Genomic DNA, 21,605 nt, shown 5'->3' with positions numbered 1-21,605 from the left:
ATCACTTTGGTCATGACACTGGCCGGTACTTTTTTCTCAAACCGCGCTAGAACTTCTGCCCACATTGCTTTCGTCACCTTGACTAGAGTTTTGGGGCATTTTATCAAAGACCTTGAAAGGGATGGCTGTAAGAGCGGAACCCTAAGTAGCCGTTACCGCAGCAACAGATATGTACACCACCAAAAGCCCGCCATCGCAGACAAGCCAGCTCCCACATCATTCCGAGACCACATCCTTGCCCGCCGCCTTGGACCGATACAGTGCCTGATCCGCACGTGCCATCAGGGCGGCGGGCGTTTCGCCCATCCGCCGCTCCACTATGCCCAGGCTCAGGGTAACTTTGAAGTCGCCTACGGCGGGCATCTCGGCGATGGCCTGACGGATACGTTCGGCCAATTGCCTGGCGGTATCCAAGGTGCTTTTGGGCAGAACCACCATAAACTCATCGCCGCCCCAGCGTGCGAGCAAGTCGCCTTGGCGCATACAGGTTTCCAGGCTGTCTACCACGCTCACCAGGGTCTGGTCGCCGATGCCATGACCATGTTTGTCGTTGATCGGCTTGAAGTCATCGATATCCATGGCCACCAAGGCCAGCGGTACGCGGAAGCGCTCGGCACGGTCGCACGCCTCCAGCAGCACCTTCTCCAGGCGATAACGATTAGCGGTGCGCGTCAGGGCGTCCTGTTCGGCCAGGGAGCGGTTCTCGTCCAACTGCAATTGCAGTTGCTGATTAACCCGTGACAACTCAAGGGTGCGTTCGGCCACCAGCGCTTCCAACGACTGGTTGCGCTTTTGCAGCTGTTCGATAGAAATTTTGCGCGTATGGATATCGCGGTGGGCGCCGACCATGCGCGCCACGGAATTGTCGGGGTTACGTGCAATGACGTAGCCACGGTCTTCGATCCACAGGTAAGAGCCGTCGGCCTTGCGGCACCGATACTCGGCCTGGTAGTAGGGCGCGCGTTGGCTGATGTAGTCATCAAAAACGGCCATTACGCGTGGATAATCTTCGGGGTGGATCACATTCTCCCAGGTGAACACGCTGTTCTCCAGAGAATGGCGGGGGTAGCCAAGCATCATGTACCAGCCGGGGCTGCGGTACACGAACCCCGTGTTGGCATTCCAGTCCCAGATACCGTCGCTGACCAGTTCCATCACCGCATGCAACATGTCGGCATTGAGTTCGGAAAAGTGATTGAGCAGTGGTTTATTGCCGGATGTCTCGTTCATCTGTGCGCTTCCCTGCCGATGCTGGCTCCTACGGCCAGTCTTCATTGACGCCGGTACACCGTGGCTGAGGTTACTCTACATCGCGGCTTGCGCGCTTTGAATAGGCTGAATGTGCTGCTTTAGTGGTGTGGCGATAGGCCATTAATCAGCAGGCGAAGTGACATACGCTGTACTCGCCTGGCACTAGCTTTCACGCCCTTGCGGGCCTTGCTTGCGTGTTCGATACGAGGCGTATTTCCACATGTTGACCCAAAGCCCTTGCCGCACTGGCCAGGGTGGACAGTGTCATGCCCGCGTCGTCCTGGTCCAGCGCTCGATCGACGGCGGTACGGCTGGTATGCATACGTTCGGCCAGCGCTTTCTTGCTGACCTTCTGCACCTTCATCGCCTCTGCCAATTGCCAGGCAATAACACGCTTCAACGCCCCGGCAGAGACGTCTTCTATGAGCCCATCATCGCTGAGAAAATCATCAAAGTTGGAGCCGATATGCTTATTCATGGGATGTTCCTCAGAGCTTGTTTTTGCGATGTCTGGCGGTGTTCAGGTCGACGGAAGGCGTTTTCTGACTCTTTTTAATGAAGCCGTGCAGCAAAACCATTTGGCTGGCGGCCAAGGTAAAAATGACGCGTGCAGCATTTTCACCAAGATCGGTTCGGACCTCCCAAAGGCGATGCTCCAGCTTTCTAACCAACGGCATCCCTTGCGGCCATCCGAGTTGGACCGATTTTATGTCAGTGCCTATAAGTTTTTTTGATTCCCTGGGCAACTCCATCAGCCAGTCACGCACGGGCTCGTTGCCAGCCTCCGTTCGGTAAAATGCGACGCTCAACACGAGAGGTAGGTTGTTCATGGAGAGTGTACCAAAATAGGTTCATGAGGCAATCGGCGATTGAGGTGTCTTTTCGCGAAGATTGGTCAGAGCCTGGCACTTATTTTGTGAGTTGCTGAGGTTGAAGGGTTTCAAAAAAAATCAGTAAAAATAAAGCGTTATGAACTTTCTGAAAGGTGGGTGCGAGAATAATTTGCCATGCGTAGGAAAACTTACTCCGGCGCGACCATCCGCGTTCGAGGCCTACCATCCGCGTTGTGCTGGTAAATCGCCTCCGGCTGGCCCTGTTCATTTAAGAACACTTGGCCGATGCCCGCCGAATTCCACAGCCGTTCACCCGCCTCGGCATACTCCGGTATATGTGGCACCACCTGCATGGTGCGCCGGCGTGTGAAGCCGTTGAGGGGCGAGCGCGGTGAGTAGAGCCAGCGGTTGAGGCGGTCGAACCACTCCAGCAAGCGTGCCGGGAACTGGTTCTTGATGCCACTGCTGGTGATCTGCCAGATTTTTGGGCCGGCGCTGCGGTGGCGAATCAGCACCTCATAGACGAACGAGTAATGCACATCGCCCGACAGGATCACGTAGTTACCTGGCGTGCGCGAGTGGCGGAAGATATTCAGGATCACCTGGGCGGCGCCGCGATGGGCCATCCAGTTTTCGGCGTCTACCAGCAATGGGTAGCCGCACCAACTGAAGACCTTCTGCACCGTCTCGATCAGCTTGACGCCGAAGATCGGCGCGGGCGAGACGATGATGGCCGACGGGTGGTCCAGCAAGGCCTGTTGCAGTTCGCTCAAAGCCTCCCAGTCCAGCAGGCCTGAGGGTTGCTTGAGCGCAAACTCACTGCGCCAGCGCCGGGTGCGAGTGTCGAGCACTACCAGCGCGGGCGTGGTGGGCAGCACGTAATGCCAGTGCTGAAATTTCAGCAGGGTTTGCAGCAGTTCATCCTGCACAGCGGCAAGCAAGTGGTTGTCTTGAACGTGGGTGGTCAGCGTCTGGGTGTGTTCCAACAGTTTGCCAAACACATCCGGCTGGTTGCCCCAGCCCTGGCACAGCATATAAGCGAGCAGGGCATTGCCGATGATGCGGTTGGAGAATGGATGGCCGTAGGCGGTGGCCTCCCATTGGGCGCTGAGGTTCCAGTCGTCGGTGATGTCGTGATCGTCAAAGATCATCAGCGTCGACAGGTGCGCGAAAACCCGCGCAACGCCGGGCAGGCCATCACGGAACCGATCGACCTGCACTTGTTCGTGGTCGTAGCGCAGTTGTTCCGGCGCGCTTAATGACGGCGGCTTTGGCGTGATCAGGGTCCAGGGTGTGGGCGACCACACCAACAGGTACATCGCCAGCACTTCGGCAAAGGTCACCAGGTGGTTGTCGGCGGTGCTGCTGGTAAAGATCGGTTTTTTCACACCGCCGAAAAAGCGTTCGCGCAGGGTCTCGTTGCTGTCCAGTGCGGGCAGCAGATCCGCGCGGTGGTAATAGCTGGCGCGATGCCCGTAGAGGCTGGCGCTGTCATCCACCACGGCGCCTTCCAGGTATTCGTCGAACAATTCCAGCCGTGCGATCAGCGCATGAATCGCCCGCAGCATCGGCCCGGCCACATCGTCGGCGTAAACCTGGTCGCCGCTCATCATCAACAGCGCCGGGCGCTCAGCCGGTGCGTGTGCGTCAGCCAGCAGGCGGTCTACGCACAGCAAACCTTCATCGGCGTGGTGGTGAGGTTTGCGACAGGAACCGTGTACCAACTGGTGGATGCGGCTGTGCAGCACGAAATTCGCCGACGATGCGTTGGCATACAGCAGGTGCGGTGCCCATTCGGCAATGCCGCTGCCGTCGACCAGCAAGTCGTAGTCGATCATCACGTCCAGCGGCAGGGCTTCGCTCAGGGAAACGTCGATCAGGTGGATAAAGGCGTGGCGGCCAACCGGCACGATTTGGCACTGCTGGGTGTCCAGATCGATGGTCAGCGTTTTGCCTTGAGGCACTTGCAGCTTTAAGCGCAATGGCAGGACACGGCTGCCCACCAGCCAGATCACCAGGCGCTGGGGTTCCAGGCGCCTGAGCATGGGACCGGCGATCACGGCGGGCAGGGTTTGCGGTTGGGGCATGAAGGGCACAGCTCACACAAGGTCTAACTGAAAAGAGTAGCGCAGAGGATGTCGTTGTTTTGTTAACAGAGCGCAACGCCTGGGCGTTGCACTCCAGTCTCGTGGTCAGGCGCGCGTCAAGGCAGATGGCCTTTGCCGAGGGAGTCTATCGTGGGGTTCGTCTGGGTTTGCGTGCTTTGCTCCGGTTGATGGCCGACGGTCGTCGAGGTTTTTTCCTCGGGCTTGGCGGGAGGTTGCTGGAGTTGAGTGATCTGGTTGAGGTTGTAGGAATGAAACGAGTTGCCGATGTTCATGGGTAAAACCTCTTGCTCAATAGGAGGGATCTTCTCGCATCAATACTCCCTTTGACTGCGCGCCCACTCAGTGGCATTGGCCGGGTTAACGTTCCCGGCCATAGGTTTCTGCATGTTTAATATTTGTAGGTCTGAAGGTGTTTCAGACGGATTTGGGCACCGTAAACCGGAACTCACTGCCACGCCCCAACTCACTCTCAGCCTCGATTCGCCCGCCGTGGGCCTGCACGATTCCTTGGGTGATATACAGCCCCAATCCGCTGCCGGTGGGGTTGTTTTCGGTCTGGGTCCAGTAGCGATCAAACACATGGGGCAATTGCTCAGGCGCAATGCCCTCGCCGGAGTCACGCACCGAAAACACGATGTCTTCGCCATTGCTCATGGCGCTGATGCCGATATTGCCCTGGCGCGGGGTGAACTTGATGGCATTGCCGATCAGGTTCGACAGCACCTGGAACAAGCGCTCCGGGTCGGCATGGATCTGCAGGCCGGGTTCGGCGTTGAACGACAGATCGATAGCTTTCTCCATCGCCAACGGTGCGAGCAGCGAGTAGGCCTCTTCGAACATCTGGCTGACGTCCAGCGACACGGGTTTGACCACATAACGCCCGGCCTCGATTTTCGAGGTGTCGAGCAGGTCTTCCAGCAGCACATTCATGCGTCCGGCGGCCTGTTGCATGGTGTCGATGGCGGAGGAAATCCGCCGTGAGGTATGGGGACCTTCGGAGCTGAAGGCTTTTTGCATCATGCCGCAGAGCATCGAGATGACCGTCATCGGGTTGCGCAGATCGTGGGATACCACCGCCACCAGTTCATCACGCGCACGCACGGCTTGCTGTTCGCGCAGCACTTGACGGGCCAGGTCATTTTCCAGGGCGGAACGGCGCAGGTCGTTGGCGGCAAACCGGTCGCCGTGGCTCCACTTGGTGGAGATGCCGGCCATTTCGACTTTCCAGATTTCAAACGAGGTGCGTGGGCGCAGGCGCAAACCGGCGTCGCAGGTTTCCAGATTCAGCGGCTTGTTCGGGTCACCGCTCCAGTTGATGTTCTCTTTGACTTCCGGGCGAAACCACAACACGCCGTTATCCACAGGCTTAGGCAGGCTCATGGCCAGAACACCGCTGGCCACTTGCTGGAACTCGGCGGCAGGCGGGTACACCGACGTCAGGTTATGGCTGGAAAACACCGGCTCGCCACTTTCTTGCAGCCACTTGTGCAGCGCACGAATCTGCGCAGGCTCGGGGCAATTGCCGTAACGGTGCAGTTGCTTGTCTTCGATGATCGCCACGCCGCCCGACAGGGCCAGGTCCATCAGCACCTGCGGCTGCTGCGCCAGGCCATCGAAGACGTTTTGCTCCGAGGCTTTCATCGCGCGCTCCAGCAGTGCCAGGGCTTCGACTTTCTCTTCGCGCTGACGGCTCAAGTCCAGGGCTTCCATGGCGCTGATCTGCAGCGACAACACCTGGCCGATGGTCTGGCAGGCAACGCGCAGGTCGTTAGGTACCAGCAAGGGCTCGCGGTTGCCGCAGCTGATCAGGCCCCACAGCTTATCGCCAGCCATCAACGAGATGCTCATGGACGACAGCACGCCCATGTTTTGCATGTATTGGCAGTGAATCGGCGACACACTGCGCAGGGTAGCGAAGCTCAAGTCCAGCGGCTGGTCAGTGCCCGGACGCAGCTTGGGCAGCAGCGGCACCGGCTCATAGGCAGCGTTCGGGATGATGCGCAGCCAGTTGGTGCGGTACAGCTCGCGGGCTTGCTCGGGAATGTCGGACGCGGGGAAAAACAACCCGTTGAACAGCTCCATGGACGGCGCCGACGCTTCGGCAATCACCTGGCCGTGGCCTTCTTCTTCGAAGCGATAGATCAGCACCCGGTCGTAGCCGGTCATGGCCTGGATCTCAGCCACGCTGATTTCGTACAGCGCCTGCAGGGTTTTCGCCGACTGCAAGCGTTGCAGCATCTTGCCCAGGTCACTGGTGCGGCCATTCAGGGCGCGGGGTTTGAAATCTGCAAGGCGCGGTTCGAATTCCAGCACGAGCACGTTCTGATGGCGATGCAGCAAGCCTTCATATTGCGCACCATTGAGCGTGACATGCAGCGCCGGGGCGTCAAAAAACGCGTTGTTTTCAGCGATTGATTGCACGGCTTGAGCAGGCTCAGCGCCGATTAACTGGTGCAACGGCTGGCCCAGTAGCCCCTCGGGTGCGTGGCCGAACAAGCTGGCCACGTTGGCGCTGACCTGAGTGATGTGCAGCTCAGGCTCCGACAACGTCAACAGCACACCGTGGGGCTGGATCGCGCCCGGGAAGCGAATCGGTTCGTCGGCACAGTTGGCAAGCAGTTCTTCAAAATCTTCGGTTTTCATAGCAGTACCTCCTGGCTGGCGAGCCATTGCTCAAAGCCACTGAATGTGGAACGGGCCGCGTCGACCGCGCGCTGTTTTGCGTCAGCATCCAGCGGCAGGCGGCCCAGGTAATCGAGAAAGTCTTTCCAGCGCCGACCGGTTTCGGTGCCGTACACATCAAGGAATGCTCCGCCGTTATCGGCGTGTACACCCAGGCGCCGGGCCATTTCCCGGCGCAGCACTTGGCCGCCCAGGGTTGCGCCTTCCAGAACATAGAGGGCACCAAGGCAGGCAGCGGGGGTGTCGAAGGTTGGGTGTCGGGTGCAGCGGGGCAGGCCGTTGATGGCGTAATCATTCAAGCCAAGGGCGCGCAAGTCGCCCAGCAGTTTGGGTGTTTTCACACGCAGCACAGCGTCATATCCGTCGGGGATCAAGCCACTGTCGTACAACGCTGCTTCCATCGGCCCATAAAACCCGTAGTACGCCTGGAGCAAGCGCCGATACCAGCCAGCATCCAACTGCTCGGAGAAAAACGGCAGGCGCTTTTCCAACGCCACATGCAGCAAACCCGTGCCTGTGCGCAACGCTTCCAGCAATGAGGGCGCACTAACGTCATGGGCCTGTGAATGCATTCAATAAGCTCGAACTGTGGGCCTTAAGGCCATGAATGACGCATGAAATGGGCGACGATTCTACACAACTCATTGCCGTCAACTGTACGCACAAGGCGAAAAGCCTGACCGGCGGATCAGAAAAGTCGCTCCTTGCGTAATAAATGACCACAGGACATTGCAGCAAGTTCGGTCTAAGTGATGTTGTGGTGCTATTAGTGCAGGGAGGCGCCTTGCTGGGTCAGCGCCGTTTGTACGCACTTAACCAAATGTTCCGCACTCCACGGCTTGGGTAAAAACCGCACCGAGCCACCCAGTTGCGCCGCCAGCTCGGTATTGCCCGAGGTCAGCACCACCGGCACCGACGGCCAACGATGCGCGACCACCTTGCTCAAGTCATAGCCATTGAGTAACCCCGGCATCTGGATATCACTGACGATCAGGTCCACCGGGTCATCGCGGCGTTCCAGATAAATCATGCCTTCATCCGCCGAAGGAAACGACGTCACAAGCGCGCCGAGGTCCTCCAATACATCCACCATTAACGCTCGAATGATCTCGTCGTCTTCCAATACCAAAATCGATGGCTGAGCCATGATCCTTACTCCACCATCAGGGTTCAGTAAGGTGGAGTGGGCGCTGGCTGAATAGGTTCGATTGGATGTTTTTTAAACGATGGGTGGTCGTTTTAGAGCGGTCGCGTGGGGTTGCCCACAGCGGCACGTCAAGGTGGATACAGGCATAATTGGCGCACCGTTGCCTGCTGTGGAGACTTGCATGAAGTACACCTTACTGACCCTCGCCCTGGTCCTCAACACCGCCCCGGCCTTGGCGGCCGGCGATGCCGAGGCGGGCGGCAAACTGTTCAGCAAGACCTGCGGCGGCTGCCACAGCATCGGCGAAGGCGCACGCGGCGGCTTCGGGCCTGAGCTGAACGGCATCATCGGTCGACCTGCCGGCACCACCACCGACTATCAGTATTCCGATGCGATGAAAAACTCCGGCGTGGTCTGGACCCGCGACAAGCTCGCGGCCTATATCGAGGCGCCGAAGAAGGTGGTGAGCGGTACGCGCATGATCTTCTGGGGTATCAGCGACCCGGAAAAGATCGAAAACATCCTGGCCTACCTGGAAACCTTCCAGCCCAAGTAATCATTCGCGCACGTTCCTGAACAGCATCAACCGCGCACTTTCATGCAGCCCACGGGTCAGCCCCTGCAGGCGCTGAAACTCTTCGGGATGCTGCTCGGCCACATCTTCGCGTGGCGTTTGCGAGGTCAGGTCATGCAAGGTCGGTGAGCCGCCGTCATGCTGCATCTGCAACAGGAAGTGCTGGGTCACGCCGCCGATAATCGGGAAGGTGCCTTCGTGCAACACCAGTGGCACCACACGTTCGCCTTCCGGCGACGGCTGCTGGATATCGCGACCCATCGTAGCGTTGCGAAACGGCACGCCCGCCATGCCGGCGACGGTCGGCAGCAAGTCCGCCAGGCCCACGGCCTCCTCGATAACGCGTGGCTCAAGCCCCGGTGCGTGGATCAGCAGCGGCACATTGTTGCTTTCCAGGCCCAGTTGCTCGAAGGCAGGCGCCATGTGCGGGATCTGGCTGATGCGCGTGTTGTGGTCGCCAAAGAACACAAAAATGCTGTTGTCGTACCAGCCACCGGCCTTGGCGATGTCCATCAGGCGGCCGATGTTGTAATCCAGCAGGCGCACCGCGTTGTATTGCTCGACACTGCGTGAGCCGGCGGCCTGGACTTGTTCCAGAGTTACGTTGTTGAGTTGGAAGCCATCATTTTGCTTGGGAATGGTGAACGGCCGATGGTTGCCGGAAGTTTGCAGGTAGGCAAAGAACGGCTGGCCGTTGGGCACGGCGCGCAGCAGTTGGTCGCCTTCCTTGAACAGGTCCAGGTCAGAGATACCCCACACGTCCACGCGGGGCGAACGCCAGTGGCTTTCGTCAAACAGCTGCACGCCGTCGATGCTCTGGCGGATCAGCGCGTTGATATTCGCCCAGCCGGCGTTGCCGCCGATCATGTAGAACTTCTGGTAACCCTCGAAGGCGTTGATCAACGTGTGTTGCCGCGTGATCAGCGGGTTGCGCGTGGCGGTCTCCTGGCGGGTCACGTCGGGCACGCCGGTGATGCTCGCCCACACGGTTTTGGCGGTGCCGGTAACGGGCACATAGAAGTGTTTGAAGAACCAGCTTTGTGTCGCCAGCTTGTCCAGGTTCGGCGTGGGGTTCAGTGGGTTTCCATAGGCGCCGACCGCGCTGGTACCCAGGGACTCGAGCATAACGAAGACTACGTTGGGCGGGCGCTCGCCGGCCAGTTTGTAGGGCTGCACGCCTTGTTCGCGGATGAAATTCAGCTGTTGCGCGTCAGGCCGCTCAACGCCCAGGTACTCGGCCACTTGCGGGTAATGCCTGCGCACTTGGGCTTCATCGAATTGCGACTGGCCAACCTTGAGCGTGTCGTACAAAAACAGCACCGGGTTCAGGCCCACGGCGGCGACCTGGCTGTTGCCGGAGAAGAACGCATCGCTCCAGCGCAGCGGCACCGGGTTTTCCAGGTTGAGATTGGCCACGCGGCCGAGCAGGGCCAGCAGCACAATGACCACACCGATCACGGACACCGACGCCACTGTGAGTTTGCCGATGGTTTTTGGCGCACGATCCAGGGTCAATCGCTCCAGGCACACCAGCGCCCACACCCACAAAGCCACTGCCGCCAGCCAGCAGGCAGTTATCCACAGCACCGGGTAGGTTTCCCACACCATCTGTTGAGAAATCTGCGCGTCTTGCAGATAGCGCAGCACCGTCGCGTTGATGCGTACGCCGAGGTAGGCATAGTGGCCGAAGTCGATGATGTAGATGAGGCCCACCACGGCCAGTGCAATCAGCAAATAACCGCGTGCCAGCCAACGCAGGGCGGGCAGGGTGATGAGGTTCCAGCACGGCAGCCAGGCGAGCACGGCCACGGGTAGCAGGAGCAACACCGCCAGGCGCAGGTCGAAACGCAGGCCGATGCCGAGGGTTTCCAGCAAGCCCTCGGTGTTTAAATCCAGGCCGGAAAAGCTGATTAAAAACACCAGCCGCAACGCCGCCAGCAACACAAACACCAACCCGATCGCGCCCACGCCATAGCGCAGGCGGCGTGATTGCAACGCAGTCATCATTAACCTCAACTAAATTTCCCTAACACCACAAAGCAAATGTGGGAGCGGGCTTGCTCGCGAAAGCGGTCTGTCAGCTAACGATGTTCTGACCGACACGCCGCATTCGCGAGCAAGCCCGCTCCCACAGTTTGAATTGCATTAATCCAGCGACGGCGTAGTAGCCCATCAATAGCGGGTCTACCAGGTAGTCCCAATAGTTCTCCGACGCCTTGAGCCGCAGCGCAAACGCCAACGTGCCCACCGCCAGCATCCACACGGCCAGCCTGTTGCGCAGCGCCAGCATCAACAGCGCCAGCGCACCTACCAGCACAATCATTGGCCGAGGGTTAAACCCCCAACGGTACGGGTCGAAATAGGTCAGCCCCATTGCGGCGGGGTACAGCACCAGGCACAGCCCGCCAAACAGAATCAGCAGTTGCACTTGATGTGCCCGGCCAAGCGGCTGCACCAGCCCCAACCGGCACACCGCTACCCACGCCAACAACACCAAGGTGCTGATCGCCAGGTCATCGGTAAAACTGCGCACATACGCCGCCAACGGCAATTCATTCACCGGAATAAAGCTCAACGCCACCAATATTGGCAGCAGCCATGGCCGCCACGGCGCGGTAAACCGCAACGTGCTGAGCAGCACAAACCCCAGCAATACAAAACTCAAATGGGCTTGCCACAACGCCATCATCACAAGCGCTCCGCCAGCCAGGCTTCGTTGAAGCTGACATGTTTGATAAAGGTGTTATTCCACGAGTACACCAAGTGGTACATGCCGTCCGGGCTGCGGCTGAAATACGGGTACTCGTACTCGAAATCGCAGCCACGGGGTTTGCACACGCGGTAATCCAGGTTGCTCAGAAAGCGCTGTTCCAGCGGCAGGCGCTTGGCACCGCTGGAGGCGCGGAAGCCTTCGCCGATGATTTCTCTATAAGCTTCGGGAGAGAACGGTTGGCCAAGCGGGTCCGGCGACTCGTCCAATTGCACCACCGTGCGCCATTGCGTCATCTGCGCGTCGGTGCCGTAGAGGCTGAGCTTGAAACGGCCGTCTTGCAGGTCGTTGAGCGCGACGAGTAGACCATCGTCTTCTGTACCTACGGCCGCCAGCGATGAATTGGGGTTGGCCGGTTCCAGCGGGAACGGCTCGCTCCAGGTTTGCCCGGCATCCTCGGTGCGGCTGGCGAGCACGCGGTGATGGGTTTCACCGGCGTAACGCAACATCGCCACGGCACGCTGGCCGTCCTGCGCCACGATGGTTGGTTGCAGCGAATGTTTGCCACGGCTGATGCGGAATTTGTCGATCACCGCACCGTCGGCACTCAAGTACAGGTACTCGGCAAACTTGCCCATGAACTCGTGATACACCGGCAGCCCAATCGAGCCGTCGGCATGGAACACGGGCGCGGCGCGCACCAGGGTGCTGATATTGAAAAACGGCGAGGTCACCAATTGCCGAGGCGCCGACCAGTTCGCGCCGAGGTCATTGGAGACCATCACGTTGATCGCACTGGTGGCCCAGCCGCCGACGGATACCGACACGTAAAACATCCACAGGCGTTTATCCGGCCCCAGCGCAATCACTGGGTTACCCAGTTTGCGAATGTAACGCTGGGTGCCGTCGCGGGTGCTTTCCCGCGTGGCCAGCACCTGCTCGCCGCCCCATTCGCCACTGCGAGCATCAAACCGCGCCGTGCGCACCTGCACATCGGCAGCGCCTTCGCGGCTACCTGCAAACCACACGGCCATCAAGTCGCCGCCGGGCAGGGCGGTCACGGAGGAGGAGTGCACAAAGTCGGTGAGCTGTGAGGACACAAAACGGCTGGTGTATTGCGGGGCTGCCGCCACCTTCGCCGGGCTCGGGTTCGCCTGGGCGAACGGCGCCAACACGTGGGGCGGATGGCTCAGCCAGGCGGCGACAAAGACGCCTAGCAGGCTGAAGATCAGTAGGGCGCAGCGCATAAGGGAACCTGTGAGAAGAAAGGATGACTGCGCACGTTCATCCGGCAGGCGCTTCCTGCAGCCGGTGAGCGTGGATAACGACAGGTGGTCCCGTACCTGCCGGCACAGTGCAAAACCAACCTTAGCGCAACCTTAGTTGGCAACGAGCCGTAACATCTTTAGCTGAATAGCGCGTAACGGAACCCGGCATGATTCCGCCGTTTCCTACAGAGATTTCGTTATGCGCCTACTCCTCGTCGAAGATGACCGCGCCCTCGGCCAAGGCATTCGCGTGGCATTGGGCGCCGAAGGCTACACCCTGGATTGGCTGCAAGACGGCCTCAGCGCCTTGCACGCCCTGCTCACTGAAAGCTTCGACCTGCTGCTGCTCGACCTCGGCCTGCCGCGCCTCGATGGTCTCGACCTGTTGCAGCAATTGCGTGCCGGGCAACACGACCTGCCGGTGCTGGTCCTCACCGCCCGCGATGGCACCGCCGAACGCATTGCCGGCCTGGATGCCGGCGCCGACGACTACCTGATCAAACCCTTCGACGTCGAAGAACTCAAAGCCCGCGTGCGCGCCCTGTTGCGCCGCAGCCAGGGCCGCGCCCAACCGATGCTCGAACACGCCGGCATCAGCCTCGACCCGGCCACCCAGCAAGTGCGCTATCAGGGCGATGAAATCATCGTCACCCCGATGGAGTACCAACTGCTGCATCAACTGATGGTGCGCCCTGGAAAGGTCGTGACCCGCGAGCGGTTGTCCCGTGCTTTGTATGGTTGGCAGGACCGGGTTGAGAGCAACACGCTGGAAGTGTTGATCCATAACCTGCGCAAGAAGTTATCCACAGAGCTGATCCGTACCGTGCGCGGTGTGGGCTATGTGCTGGCGCTCAAGCCATGAGCTCGGTACGCGCGCGCATTCTTATTCCGGTGCTGGTGCTGATCCTGCTCGGCGACGCCCTGATCAGTTGGCTGGTGCTGCGCGACAGCCACCACGAAATCGAAGAAGTCTACGACGCCCAACTCGCCCAAAGTGCCCGCCTGCTGCAAGGCGTACTGCGCCAGCGCGATCCTGGCGACGCAGACTGGGGCCGCCTGTATGAGGCGTTCGACCAGGCCATGAGCCGCGTGGGCGAGGAGGGCGTGGCCCATCCTTACGAGACCCGGCTGACCTTCCAGGTCTGGCGCAGCGACGGGCAACTGCTCATGCGGTCTGCCGAAGCACCGATCCTCACCGCACCGCCCACCACACTCGGCGCCCATGACCTGATGGACAGCGGCAACGACTGGTGCGCCTTCCTCCTGGCCGACGCGCAACAAGGCCTGCTGATTTGGGTGGGCGAGCGCGACGACATTCGCCAGAGCGTTATCGAGCGCATCGTGCGCCACACCCTATGGCCCAGCGTGATTGGCGTGCCGCTGCTGACCGTGCTCATCTGGCTGGCCATCGGCTGGGGGCTGAGGCCCTTGCGCACCATGGCCCGCAAGCTGCGCGGGCGCAACACCAATGCCCTGCAACCGCTGCACGTGAACCCACTGCCGAGCGAACTGGAGCCGATGCAAACCGCGCTCAACCGGCTGTTGGTGCAGATGGACGACCTGCTGGAACGCGAACGCCGCTTCATCGCCGACGCCGCCCATGAACTGCGCACGCCGTTGGCGATCCTGCGCATTCACGCACAAAACGCGCAAAACGCTGCGACTGAAGAACAACGGCGTGAGGCCCTGGACTTTTTGGTCAACGGCGTAGACCGCGCCACGCGTATTGGCAGCCAACTGCTGACCATGGCGCGCATCGAGCCACAACTGAGCAACCCCGTGCGCAAGCCCGTGCAACTGACGGAACTGGTGCGTGAAGAACTCGCTGAACTTACGCCGCTGGCCATGGAGAAAGGTGTGGAGTTGGTGCTGGAAGGCGATGAGGAATGCTGGGTGCAGACCGAGCCGGTGGCATTGGCGATTGCGCTGCAAAACCTGGTGACCAATGCGCTTAACTTTTCGCCGGTGGGTGGCGAGGTGCGGGTGGTGATCGGCGCGCAGGGTTTGAGCGTGGAAGACCAAGGGCCGGGGATTGATGAGGCGGAGATGGGGCGCTTGTTTGAGCGGTTTTACAGCCGGGACAACGCCAATGGCGCGGGGTTGGGGTTGGCGATTGTGGAGATGATTGTGGGGAAGATTGGGTGTGGGTTGACGTTGAGTAATTTGGAGCAGGGTGGGTTGTGTGCGCGGTTGAGCTTTACGGCTTGCGCGCAAGCGCCTGCGGGAATACCACACCGTTGAATGTGTGGGTGCAGCAGTCACAACTGGGCTTCATCTGTTCGGGTGCCGTGGTGCACACCGTGGGTCCGGGTGTTGACTGAGCGGTAGAGGTGGGGCTTTTTCATTACCTCAGAATTCCTTCTGGGGATGCTTTGGAGGTGGCGGCCAAGCGCCTTGGTATTGGAATGAAACTTGATAGTCGAATCGGTTGGGCTCTATCACATGCTGGAAGAGGGGTTGGAGAATAGTTATCCAGCTTGGGAGAACGTTGTAAACGTCTGCATATATAGCGCTTTCCTCGCTCAAACCGAGTGCTTCAAAAGCACGGTCTGCGTCGCCGATATCCGCTGAGTACTCGTCCGCTTTCAAGTCGTTGCTGTGTTTTTCGTACCAGCGCAATCTGATTTTCATAACCATTTTTCGCACTCTTTTTTATCTGTAGATTCGACGTTTTGGGTCCGCCGGCCCGCGACGTTCGGCGGTATAAGGATCAAATGCGCCGAGGTGTTCCAAATCACTCTTTCGATAGACTTCCAGCTCACCTTTCTTGGCGTCCCATTCAAGTACCTTCCTCCTTTTTGCATCGATCCACCGCTCACGTAAGCCAGCCCCGCCTAGTCGTGATGTCACCGGCCTTTGGGGGATCAACCCTGGGAAGCCAGTTATATCTTCGGTTTTTGGTGCTGGAAAGTAATCATGGTCCGGATTTCTCAGGCCTTTGCGTGGCTCATTAACCACCACATACAGCGGCCTTACCCCCGACTCCACCGGGAACACCAGAATAAAATCCCGATACTCAGGTGGATAAATCGGGTTTACCAGAATCTGCGCCGCTTTCTCCGTCGGCGGGTAAATCCAGATCACCGGCGCTTGCGGCGCAGCCTCCAAGGCGGGAGTCCCCAGCGTGTCGCCCGTATCAACCGCAGGCGTCCAGATCAGCTCCACGCCCTCACCCAAATCCGCCACAAACTGATCGCCACGGCTTTGGAACTGCACCACATCGATCATCTGCCAATCGGGCTTGTTGCCCGTGTAAAACCCGTAGCCCTTTAGAGTGCCATCCTCACGCTGCTCGACATGCAAACGCATCTGCGACCGTGCCCGGTGCAGCGAGCGTAATTGCTCCTCGCTGTAGAGCGCGCTATCGCCCAGCGCCGATGGCCACAACAACGCGACCAACCCAGTCAGCAGCCCACCGGCGACAGTGCCAACCGCAGTCGCTGCCGACTCCACTGCCGCTGATCGCAACGCCAATTGCCCCAAGCCGACAGGCAGGGCACTGCCGCTGATCTTGCGCAAGGCCACCGCGCCACGGCTGTCTACGTCGCGCCCACCCAGCAGGCTGAAATGGCCGTAGTCCTTGATCAACTCCAGCGGTACGTAACCGGTGGGGTCGTTGTAGCGAATGATGCCGTTGGGCAGTTGGCAGGGTTTTGTGAAGACGCAACCGGGCGGTTTGGCGGGTGTTGGCGCCGGAGCGGGAGGCGGCTCAAATAAATCAAACGGCGGTGAATAAGGCACGCGCTTCGGCTGCGGTGTCAGGATCCGCCGTTTGAGTTGTTCTTCTTCGGTAATGGGGTACGAGCGTTCTGACATGACTGGCTCACTTCCTTGTGTGGGAGTGAGCCTATGAGGTGGGAGCGGAGGCTTATGTCGGCTTCGTTCGACGGTTGGTGTGGGAAAAGGAGACTGGCGTTTGGTTAGCCAGGACTGTTTCGAATATTGCGATTTTCGTTTGTTTCGTTTAGCTTTGGTTCAGCCGAATTGCGTAACGCCGGAGCTGCATCATGATCACCAATCAACTCCCCAAAACGATCCTGCCGCTGGAAAAGGAAGTCGAAGCCGCCGTGCAAGGCCAGCGAGAGCTGGCATCTTTGCTTTCGACCAAATTTGAAACCCAGCGCATCGACATCTTCGACAAAGAAGACAAACCCCACACACTTGTACTCCCGACCTCAGCCCTGCGCCTGTTGGTCGATATCCTGGGCGAATTGGCTATCGGTAATGCCGTCAAGGTCGTGCCGGTGCATGCGGAGTTGACCTCGCAGGAGGCCGCCGACCTGCTCAACGTTTCGCGCCCGCACCTGGTCAAGATGCTGGAGGAGGGCGCCATTCCTTTTACAAAAACGGGCCGGCATCGGCGAATCCGGTTTTCGGATCTGATGGCGTTCAAGCAGCGCCGTGACGAAGAAAGCCAAGAGGCAATGGAAGCGCTGGCGCAACAAGCTCAAGCGTTGGGAATGGGGTATGACGGATGAGGTGTTCGCCGTTTACTGCGGTATACGATGCGTGTGTTCTTTAATCTGCGGCACTCCGGGATTTGCTGATGTGGCTTGGTTTGTCGGGACTGTATCGAGCTCGATGGACGAGCCAGATTCATGAGGAGTGGAAGCGCAACGTTCTCAAGAACCGACCGGATCTTACGGCTGAGCAAGTCAATTGCACGTCGGCGCTGATGGATAAGGCGATACCCGATGCATTGGTGACGGGGTACGAGGATCTTTGTTCGAGTTTGGATTTGCCTGATCCTGATGATCGTCATGTGCTGGCGGCGGCGATTCGGAGTAAGGCTGAAGTTATCGTGACCTTCAATTTGAAAGATTTCCCGGCGCATATCCTGGCTGCCTATGACATTGAGCCTATGCATCCGGATGATTTTATTTCGGATCTGTGGGATTTGGATCAGGCGGCGGTGTTGGGGGCGGCGCAGAAACAAAGACGGACGTTGAAGCGGCCGCCAATGGAGGCTGGGATTTATCTTGAGATGTTGATGCGCCAGGGGTTGGTGCAGACGAGTAAGGTGCTTGGGCCATATGGGGTGATGTTGTAGTTTCGAATGCTCGGGCCTATTTGCTCGAACGCTGCCACCGAAATTTTTCGCCACAGATAACGCCTATTAGCCATGCCGCTTTCTGCGCTACTTTCCGCACTGTCACTGCAAATTCAGTGACCGGGCCTGATAACCCGTGGAACAATAGGCGCTCAAGCGTCTCCAGCACCATGCCGGCGCTTTTTTTGCGTCCGCACATCCGTGTTATGGCGGCTGTGCGCGGGAGGCCTTCGGGCCTGCCGGGTTCCTATTGTCCCGGTTTATCAGCCTGCGCACAGCTGCCACCCTTTCGCCTGATAACGAATGTGGCAGCTTCTCGACATTAGGAGCTAAATCCATGAGCATTTCTGACAGGCCATATCCTTGTAATACTGCAATCCACACCACCGCCCAGCCCGGAGGTGCCCAATGATCAACCCACCTCTCAACAAAACCCTCGGCATCATCACCTTCTCCACCTGCGGCAAACAGCCCAACCTGCACCGTCTATTCCGCGTCAATGCTGGCGTGCCCATTCGTGATGCCCTGGAGCATGCTTCCGAGTTGCTGCACTGCTCTAAAATGCTCGCGCTGGATGCGGCCATGGACAAAGGCGCGGACCGTTATGCCTGGGCGGCGCATTATTTGGGGGAGATGGCGAAGGCGGTGGTGGATGATTTGGCGAATGGGATGTTGCCCAACGGGGTGATGGAGGAGGGGGAGGCTGTTTCGGTGTAAGTGGGTGCTTTGAGGGTGTGGCGGCTGGCGTCATCGCAGGCAAGCCAGCTCCCACATCGGTCGGTGTACATCTGTTGAAGCAGCGTTAGCAGTAAAAAAGACCTTGGGACGCCAGGGTCTTTTTTTGCCTGCAGAATCCAGATCAAACGTGCGCGATGTTTGTGAGTGGCAGCGAGGTGAAGTCGATCAGGTGCTTTACCGTGAGCGGTGTATGACGTTTTGCTCGCGGATCTGTATCTAACGTCCTGCTTTTCAACGCCCTACCATGGCACCCAGCACAATACTGCAGGAGTGACACCATGCCCGAACTGTCCAGCTGGCTTGCTTATGGCCTGATCTCCCTCGGCATGGTGCTGACGCCTGGGCCGAACATGATTTACCTCATTTCCCGCTCGATCTGCCAGGGGCGCACGGCCGGGTTGATTTCCCTCGGTGGCGTTGCCTTGGGTTTCCTCGTTTATATGTTCTGCGCGGCGCTGGGGATTACCGCATTGGTGATGGCCGTGCCTTTTGCCTACGACGCGCTGCGGCTCGGTGGCGCGTTGTACCTGGTGTACCTGGCCTGGCAGGCGGTGAAGCCGGGTGGCCGGTCGCCGTTTCAAGTGCGGGACTTGCCCCAGGACAGCCCGCGCAAGTTGTTCATGATGGGCTTGGTGACCAACCTGCTGAACCCCAAGGTGGCGGTGATGTATTTGTCGTTGTTGCCGCAATTTATCGACCCGAATGGGCATGGCAGTGTGCTGATGCAATCACTGATCCTGGGCTTTACGCAGATTGCCATCAGCGTGAGCGTCAACGCGGTGATTGCAATGATGGCGGGTTCCATCGCCGTGTTCTTCGTCACACGGCCAAGCTGGCGGGTGGTGCAGCGTTGGGTGATGGGCTCGGTGCTGATGGGCTTGGCTGTGCGGATGGCGGTTGAAGGGCGACGGTAAGGTCATTCAGCGCGCCATGACGTTGACGATCACATGCAGGATGAACGCGGGGCTGTAGCAGAGCTGGCCGTGTTCGTCCTCGATCCGCCATATGGAAGTGACGGTAAACGTCTCCTTGGGCGCGGCGAACTCCACCGTGATATGCACCGGCTGGCCGGGCAGTGTTTCTGCAATGGGGATTTCGCTGCTCAGGCTGCGCAGGTGTGTGTCCATCACCACTTCCAACGGCGCGCCCGTGGCGGTGCGTCGGGCGATGACGTATTCGCCGTCCACGCGCACCAACTTTCGACCGCGCCAGGGGCGGGTGCCGAGGTTTTGAAGCTCCCAGGTTTTTTGAAAGATTTCACCGGGCAGCACAACGGTTTGGTCGGGGGTGGTCACGTCTGCGTTGAAGACGGCGATGTCACTCGTGTCACGCAGGCCGATTGCTCGGTTGGTGATGGCCATTGAGTTGGCGTCTGTCGGCGCGCCCGCCAGGTCAGCGAAATAGCGGAACAACAGCAGCGGTGAAACCTGTAGCGCTTTGGCCAGCTTGATCAATGTCCGCACCGAGGGGTCTTGTGAAGCGCCGCCCGCCAACCCGTAGAGGTAAGTTCTGGAGATGCCGGCTTCCTTGGCCAATGTGGTCATGGGTTTGCCCAGTTCTCGGCTGCGTCGGGTAATTAGCGCCCTGAGGGTGTCCCTCGTTCTGACCGTCATGCTTCACCTTTGTACGCCAAAAAAGACAACCTGCTCGCCGCTGCGTTTAGCGAGGTATGCACACTACACGGCACGCCTGTCCTTGGAGTTCCGGCGTGTGTTGCATTCCTTTTCAGCAGATTTGAAAGGTAACTATGACGCCTTACTTTATTGAGGGGTTGCTGCTTGGTATTGGCCTTTTTGTTGCTCCCGGGCCGAAAGATACGTTAGTCATTCGTCAGGCTGTCGGCCGTGACCCTCTCTGGGGTGTGGTCGCCATCTGCGTGCTCGCCGACATCCTTCTCATTGCTTTTGGCATTTCGGGATTAGGTTCGTTGTTGGGACATCGCCCAGTGATAATGGCGTTTCTACTGCTATCAGGCGCCGCTTATCTGCTGTGGTTCGGTACCCAGCGCTTACGAGCGTGCCTCCGCAATCAATCTATGCCGGACACGCAATGTAGCAATTCGCAACGCGGACTTTTACGCACGGCGATAGTCCTTGGTTTTGCCAACCCCTACGCCTGGCTCGACACAGTGGTGCTGATCGGCTCTATCGGCGCAGCCAAACCCGCAGGCCAACAAGCACTGTTCGCGACAGGTGCCATGACGGCGTCATTAATCTGGTTTGTGCTGTTGGCGCTGGGATGTCAGCAGCTGGCGTGGCTGTTTCGCACGTCCGTGGTCTGGCGATGCCTGGACGCTGGCGTTGCTGTACTGATGGTGTATCTGGCCGGTATGTTGATCACTGACTCACTGGACATCTTTCAGATAGTCCTTGAGGGTAATCAGCGGGGCACTTAGCTCATCAAGGTTGCTGGCCTGTTGCACATCGTTGAACAGTTTGAGCAGTTCACGGCCCAGCACCGTGTCGGCGCCGCCTAGCGCATTCAAGGCCTGGGCAATGCACTCATTGAGCTTGCGTTGAATCGTCGCCAAATCCCCCTGGCGTACCAGCAACCCAAACACTTCGCGCTCATATCCATCCATCACCAGGTCATCGCGCAGCAACGGGCTCGCGCCGTCCGTCTCATGCACCAGCTTGAGAGCAAAAAGCGCAACAGCTTCCAGCGTCAATTCCATGGTTCCGTTTCCTCGATGTCTGCGTTAGCCCGCACATACTCACTTTTCTGCAGGCGAAAAAAAAGCCCTTGAATTTCAAAGGCTTTCTTCGAGCCTGTGTAAAAGCGGGTTTGAACCGGTTTGATAGTCATGGCCTGAAGGGGGATTGCGCGGCTACTCAAATGTCAGGTCTGTTGATTCACCGGCCTTTGCTCGTCGCCGATTGCAAACCGGAACGCCTGGGCCAGGTCGCGCGTTTGGCATGGGGCGCGTTGTCAGGCGATCGAGCACTCTATATAGCTGCAACCCTGGCGGTGTGAACTAATTGAAAAGAATTTCAGGAAGGGGGTTGACCACATATTTGAATACTGTACTATTCGCCTCCCGCTGACGAGCAGCTTGAAGCCGGTTCTGGTTCAAGTAGTTGATTTTGATAAAGAAATCGCTTGACAGCAAACGAGGTCGCTGTAGAATGCGCGCCTCGGTTGAGACGAAAGATCTTAACCAACCGCTCTTTAACAACTGAATCAAGCAATTCGTGTGGGTGCTTGTGGAGTCAGACTGATAGTCAACAAGATTATCAGCATCACA

The 21,605-nt window shown here is 58.8% G+C and carries 23 protein-coding genes and 1 pseudogene; 8 read left to right on the top strand and 16 right to left on the bottom strand.

What is annotated here, in order from left to right:
* Positions 1–216: 216 nt before the first annotated feature.
* The 8 genes from ACTD9P_RS25125 to ACTD9P_RS25090 form a co-directional block, all read right to left on the bottom strand.
* Positions 217–1,230: a GGDEF domain-containing protein gene (locus ACTD9P_RS25125; protein WP_438869808.1), complete on the bottom strand. Its 1,014-nt coding sequence runs from the start codon at positions 1,228–1,230 to the stop codon at positions 217–219.
* Between the two features lie 190 nt (positions 1,231–1,420).
* Positions 1,421–1,729, bottom strand: coding sequence for a helix-turn-helix domain-containing protein (locus ACTD9P_RS25120; protein WP_438869807.1), 309 nt, complete (start codon positions 1,727–1,729; stop codon positions 1,421–1,423).
* Positions 1,730–1,739: 10 nt separating this feature from the next.
* Positions 1,740–2,081 (bottom strand): type II toxin-antitoxin system RelE/ParE family toxin, encoded by a 342-nt coding sequence (locus ACTD9P_RS25115; protein WP_178112621.1) that lies wholly within the window; start codon positions 2,079–2,081, stop codon positions 1,740–1,742.
* Between the two features lie 191 nt (positions 2,082–2,272).
* Complete coding sequence (locus tag ACTD9P_RS25110; protein WP_438869806.1) at positions 2,273–4,171, bottom strand: alkaline phosphatase D family protein; 1,899 nt, start codon at positions 4,169–4,171, stop codon at positions 2,273–2,275.
* Between the two features lie 116 nt (positions 4,172–4,287).
* A complete protein-coding gene (locus ACTD9P_RS25105) occupies positions 4,288–4,464 on the bottom strand; it encodes a hypothetical protein (RefSeq protein WP_438869805.1) in 177 nt (58 codons plus the stop codon).
* 142 nt (positions 4,465–4,606) lie between these two features.
* Positions 4,607–6,835: an ATP-binding protein gene (locus ACTD9P_RS25100; RefSeq protein ID WP_438869804.1), complete on the bottom strand. Its 2,229-nt coding sequence runs from the start codon at positions 6,833–6,835 to the stop codon at positions 4,607–4,609.
* Positions 6,832–7,446 carry a biliverdin-producing heme oxygenase gene (locus tag ACTD9P_RS25095; RefSeq protein WP_438869803.1) on the bottom strand — a complete coding sequence of 205 codons (615 nt, stop codon included), beginning with the start codon at positions 7,444–7,446 and terminating at the stop codon, positions 6,832–6,834. The genes ACTD9P_RS25100 and ACTD9P_RS25095 overlap by 4 nt, the downstream gene beginning before the upstream one ends.
* Before the next feature lie 194 nt (positions 7,447–7,640).
* Entirely contained in the window at positions 7,641–8,021 is a 381-nt protein-coding gene (locus ACTD9P_RS25090) for a response regulator (protein WP_438869802.1), read from the bottom strand.
* Positions 8,022–8,202: 181 nt separating this feature from the next.
* Between ACTD9P_RS25090 and ACTD9P_RS25085 the strand changes: the two genes are divergently transcribed.
* Positions 8,203–8,577: a c-type cytochrome gene (locus ACTD9P_RS25085; RefSeq protein ID WP_138453302.1), complete on the top strand. Its 375-nt coding sequence runs from the start codon at positions 8,203–8,205 to the stop codon at positions 8,575–8,577.
* Here ACTD9P_RS25085 and ACTD9P_RS25080 read toward each other — a convergent pair whose 3' ends face one another.
* The 3 genes from ACTD9P_RS25080 to ACTD9P_RS25070 all read right to left on the bottom strand — a co-directional run bounded on the left by ACTD9P_RS25080 (position 8,578) and on the right by ACTD9P_RS25070 (position 12,552).
* Positions 8,578–10,599 carry an LTA synthase family protein gene (locus ACTD9P_RS25080; protein ID WP_438869801.1) on the bottom strand — a complete coding sequence of 674 codons (2,022 nt, stop codon included), beginning with the start codon at positions 10,597–10,599 and terminating at the stop codon, positions 8,578–8,580.
* 73 nt (positions 10,600–10,672) lie between these two features.
* Complete coding sequence (locus ACTD9P_RS25075; RefSeq protein WP_438869800.1) at positions 10,673–11,284, bottom strand: hypothetical protein; 612 nt, start codon at positions 11,282–11,284, stop codon at positions 10,673–10,675.
* Positions 11,284–12,552 carry a sialidase family protein gene (locus ACTD9P_RS25070; protein WP_438869799.1) on the bottom strand — a complete coding sequence of 423 codons (1,269 nt, stop codon included), beginning with the start codon at positions 12,550–12,552 and terminating at the stop codon, positions 11,284–11,286. Before ACTD9P_RS25070 ends, ACTD9P_RS25075 begins: the two co-directional genes overlap by 1 nt.
* A gap of 220 nt (positions 12,553–12,772) precedes the next feature.
* Here ACTD9P_RS25070 and ACTD9P_RS25065 point away from each other — a divergent pair, with 220 nt between their 5' ends.
* On the top strand, positions 12,773–13,435 hold the full coding sequence (locus ACTD9P_RS25065; protein WP_438869798.1) for a response regulator: 663 nt from the start codon (positions 12,773–12,775) through the stop codon (positions 13,433–13,435).
* Entirely contained in the window at positions 13,432–14,814 is a 1,383-nt protein-coding gene (locus tag ACTD9P_RS25060; RefSeq protein ID WP_438869797.1) for an ATP-binding protein, read from the top strand. Before ACTD9P_RS25065 ends, ACTD9P_RS25060 begins: the two co-directional genes overlap by 4 nt.
* A 108-nt stretch (positions 14,815–14,922) precedes the next feature.
* Here ACTD9P_RS25060 and ACTD9P_RS25055 read toward each other — a convergent pair whose 3' ends face one another.
* Both ACTD9P_RS25055 and ACTD9P_RS25050 read right to left on the bottom strand, forming a co-directional pair.
* Complete coding sequence (locus ACTD9P_RS25055) at positions 14,923–15,210, bottom strand: colicin E3-like toxin immunity protein (protein WP_438869796.1); 288 nt, start codon at positions 15,208–15,210, stop codon at positions 14,923–14,925.
* 15 nt (positions 15,211–15,225) lie between these two features.
* Positions 15,226–16,389 carry an S-type pyocin domain-containing protein gene (locus tag ACTD9P_RS25050; protein WP_438869795.1) on the bottom strand — a complete coding sequence of 388 codons (1,164 nt, stop codon included), beginning with the start codon at positions 16,387–16,389 and terminating at the stop codon, positions 15,226–15,228.
* 191 nt (positions 16,390–16,580) lie between these two features.
* Here ACTD9P_RS25050 and ACTD9P_RS25045 point away from each other — a divergent pair, with 191 nt between their 5' ends.
* The 4 genes from ACTD9P_RS25045 (at position 16,581) to ACTD9P_RS25030 (ending at position 19,275) form a co-directional block, all read left to right on the top strand.
* Positions 16,581–17,051 (top strand): helix-turn-helix domain-containing protein, encoded by a 471-nt coding sequence (locus ACTD9P_RS25045; protein ID WP_017135424.1) that lies wholly within the window; start codon positions 16,581–16,583, stop codon positions 17,049–17,051.
* Between the two features lie 62 nt (positions 17,052–17,113).
* Positions 17,114–17,623: a VapC50 family PIN domain-containing toxin gene (locus ACTD9P_RS25040; RefSeq protein WP_498371983.1), complete on the top strand. Its 510-nt coding sequence runs from the start codon at positions 17,114–17,116 to the stop codon at positions 17,621–17,623.
* A 408-nt stretch (positions 17,624–18,031) separates the two neighbouring features.
* Positions 18,032–18,340, top strand: coding sequence for a DUF3077 domain-containing protein (locus ACTD9P_RS25035; RefSeq protein WP_438869794.1), 309 nt, complete (start codon positions 18,032–18,034; stop codon positions 18,338–18,340).
* A gap of 299 nt (positions 18,341–18,639) precedes the next feature.
* The gene (locus ACTD9P_RS25030; protein WP_438869793.1) at positions 18,640–19,275 is read left to right on the top strand and encodes a LysE family translocator; all 636 of its coding nucleotides are present in this window, start codon (positions 18,640–18,642) and stop codon (positions 19,273–19,275) included.
* A 6-nt stretch (positions 19,276–19,281) separates the two neighbouring features.
* On the opposite strand, the gene ACTD9P_RS25025 is transcribed toward ACTD9P_RS25030, so the two are convergent.
* A complete protein-coding gene (locus tag ACTD9P_RS25025) occupies positions 19,282–19,974 on the bottom strand; it encodes an NBR1-Ig-like domain-containing protein (RefSeq protein WP_438869792.1) in 693 nt (230 codons plus the stop codon).
* 134 nt (positions 19,975–20,108) lie between these two features.
* Between ACTD9P_RS25025 and ACTD9P_RS25020 the strand changes: the two genes are divergently transcribed.
* Positions 20,109–20,756, top strand: coding sequence for a LysE/ArgO family amino acid transporter (locus ACTD9P_RS25020; RefSeq protein WP_438869791.1), 648 nt, complete (start codon positions 20,109–20,111; stop codon positions 20,754–20,756).
* On the opposite strand, the gene ACTD9P_RS25015 is transcribed toward ACTD9P_RS25020, so the two are convergent.
* The gene (locus ACTD9P_RS25015) at positions 20,706–21,035 is read right to left on the bottom strand and encodes a hypothetical protein (RefSeq protein ID WP_438869790.1); all 330 of its coding nucleotides are present in this window, start codon (positions 21,033–21,035) and stop codon (positions 20,706–20,708) included. The genes ACTD9P_RS25020 and ACTD9P_RS25015 overlap by 51 nt on opposite strands.
* Before the next feature lie 300 nt (positions 21,036–21,335).
* Positions 21,336–21,605, bottom strand: a pseudogene (locus ACTD9P_RS25010) (hypothetical protein); the annotation flags it as partial.

The sequence above is a fragment of the Pseudomonas onubensis genome (assembly GCF_965653655.1).
In the GTDB taxonomy this organism is placed as follows: domain Bacteria; phylum Pseudomonadota; class Gammaproteobacteria; order Pseudomonadales; family Pseudomonadaceae; genus Aquipseudomonas.
The sequence above is the reverse complement of the archived record's forward strand: the minus strand, read 5'-3'. Positions and strand labels throughout refer to the sequence as shown.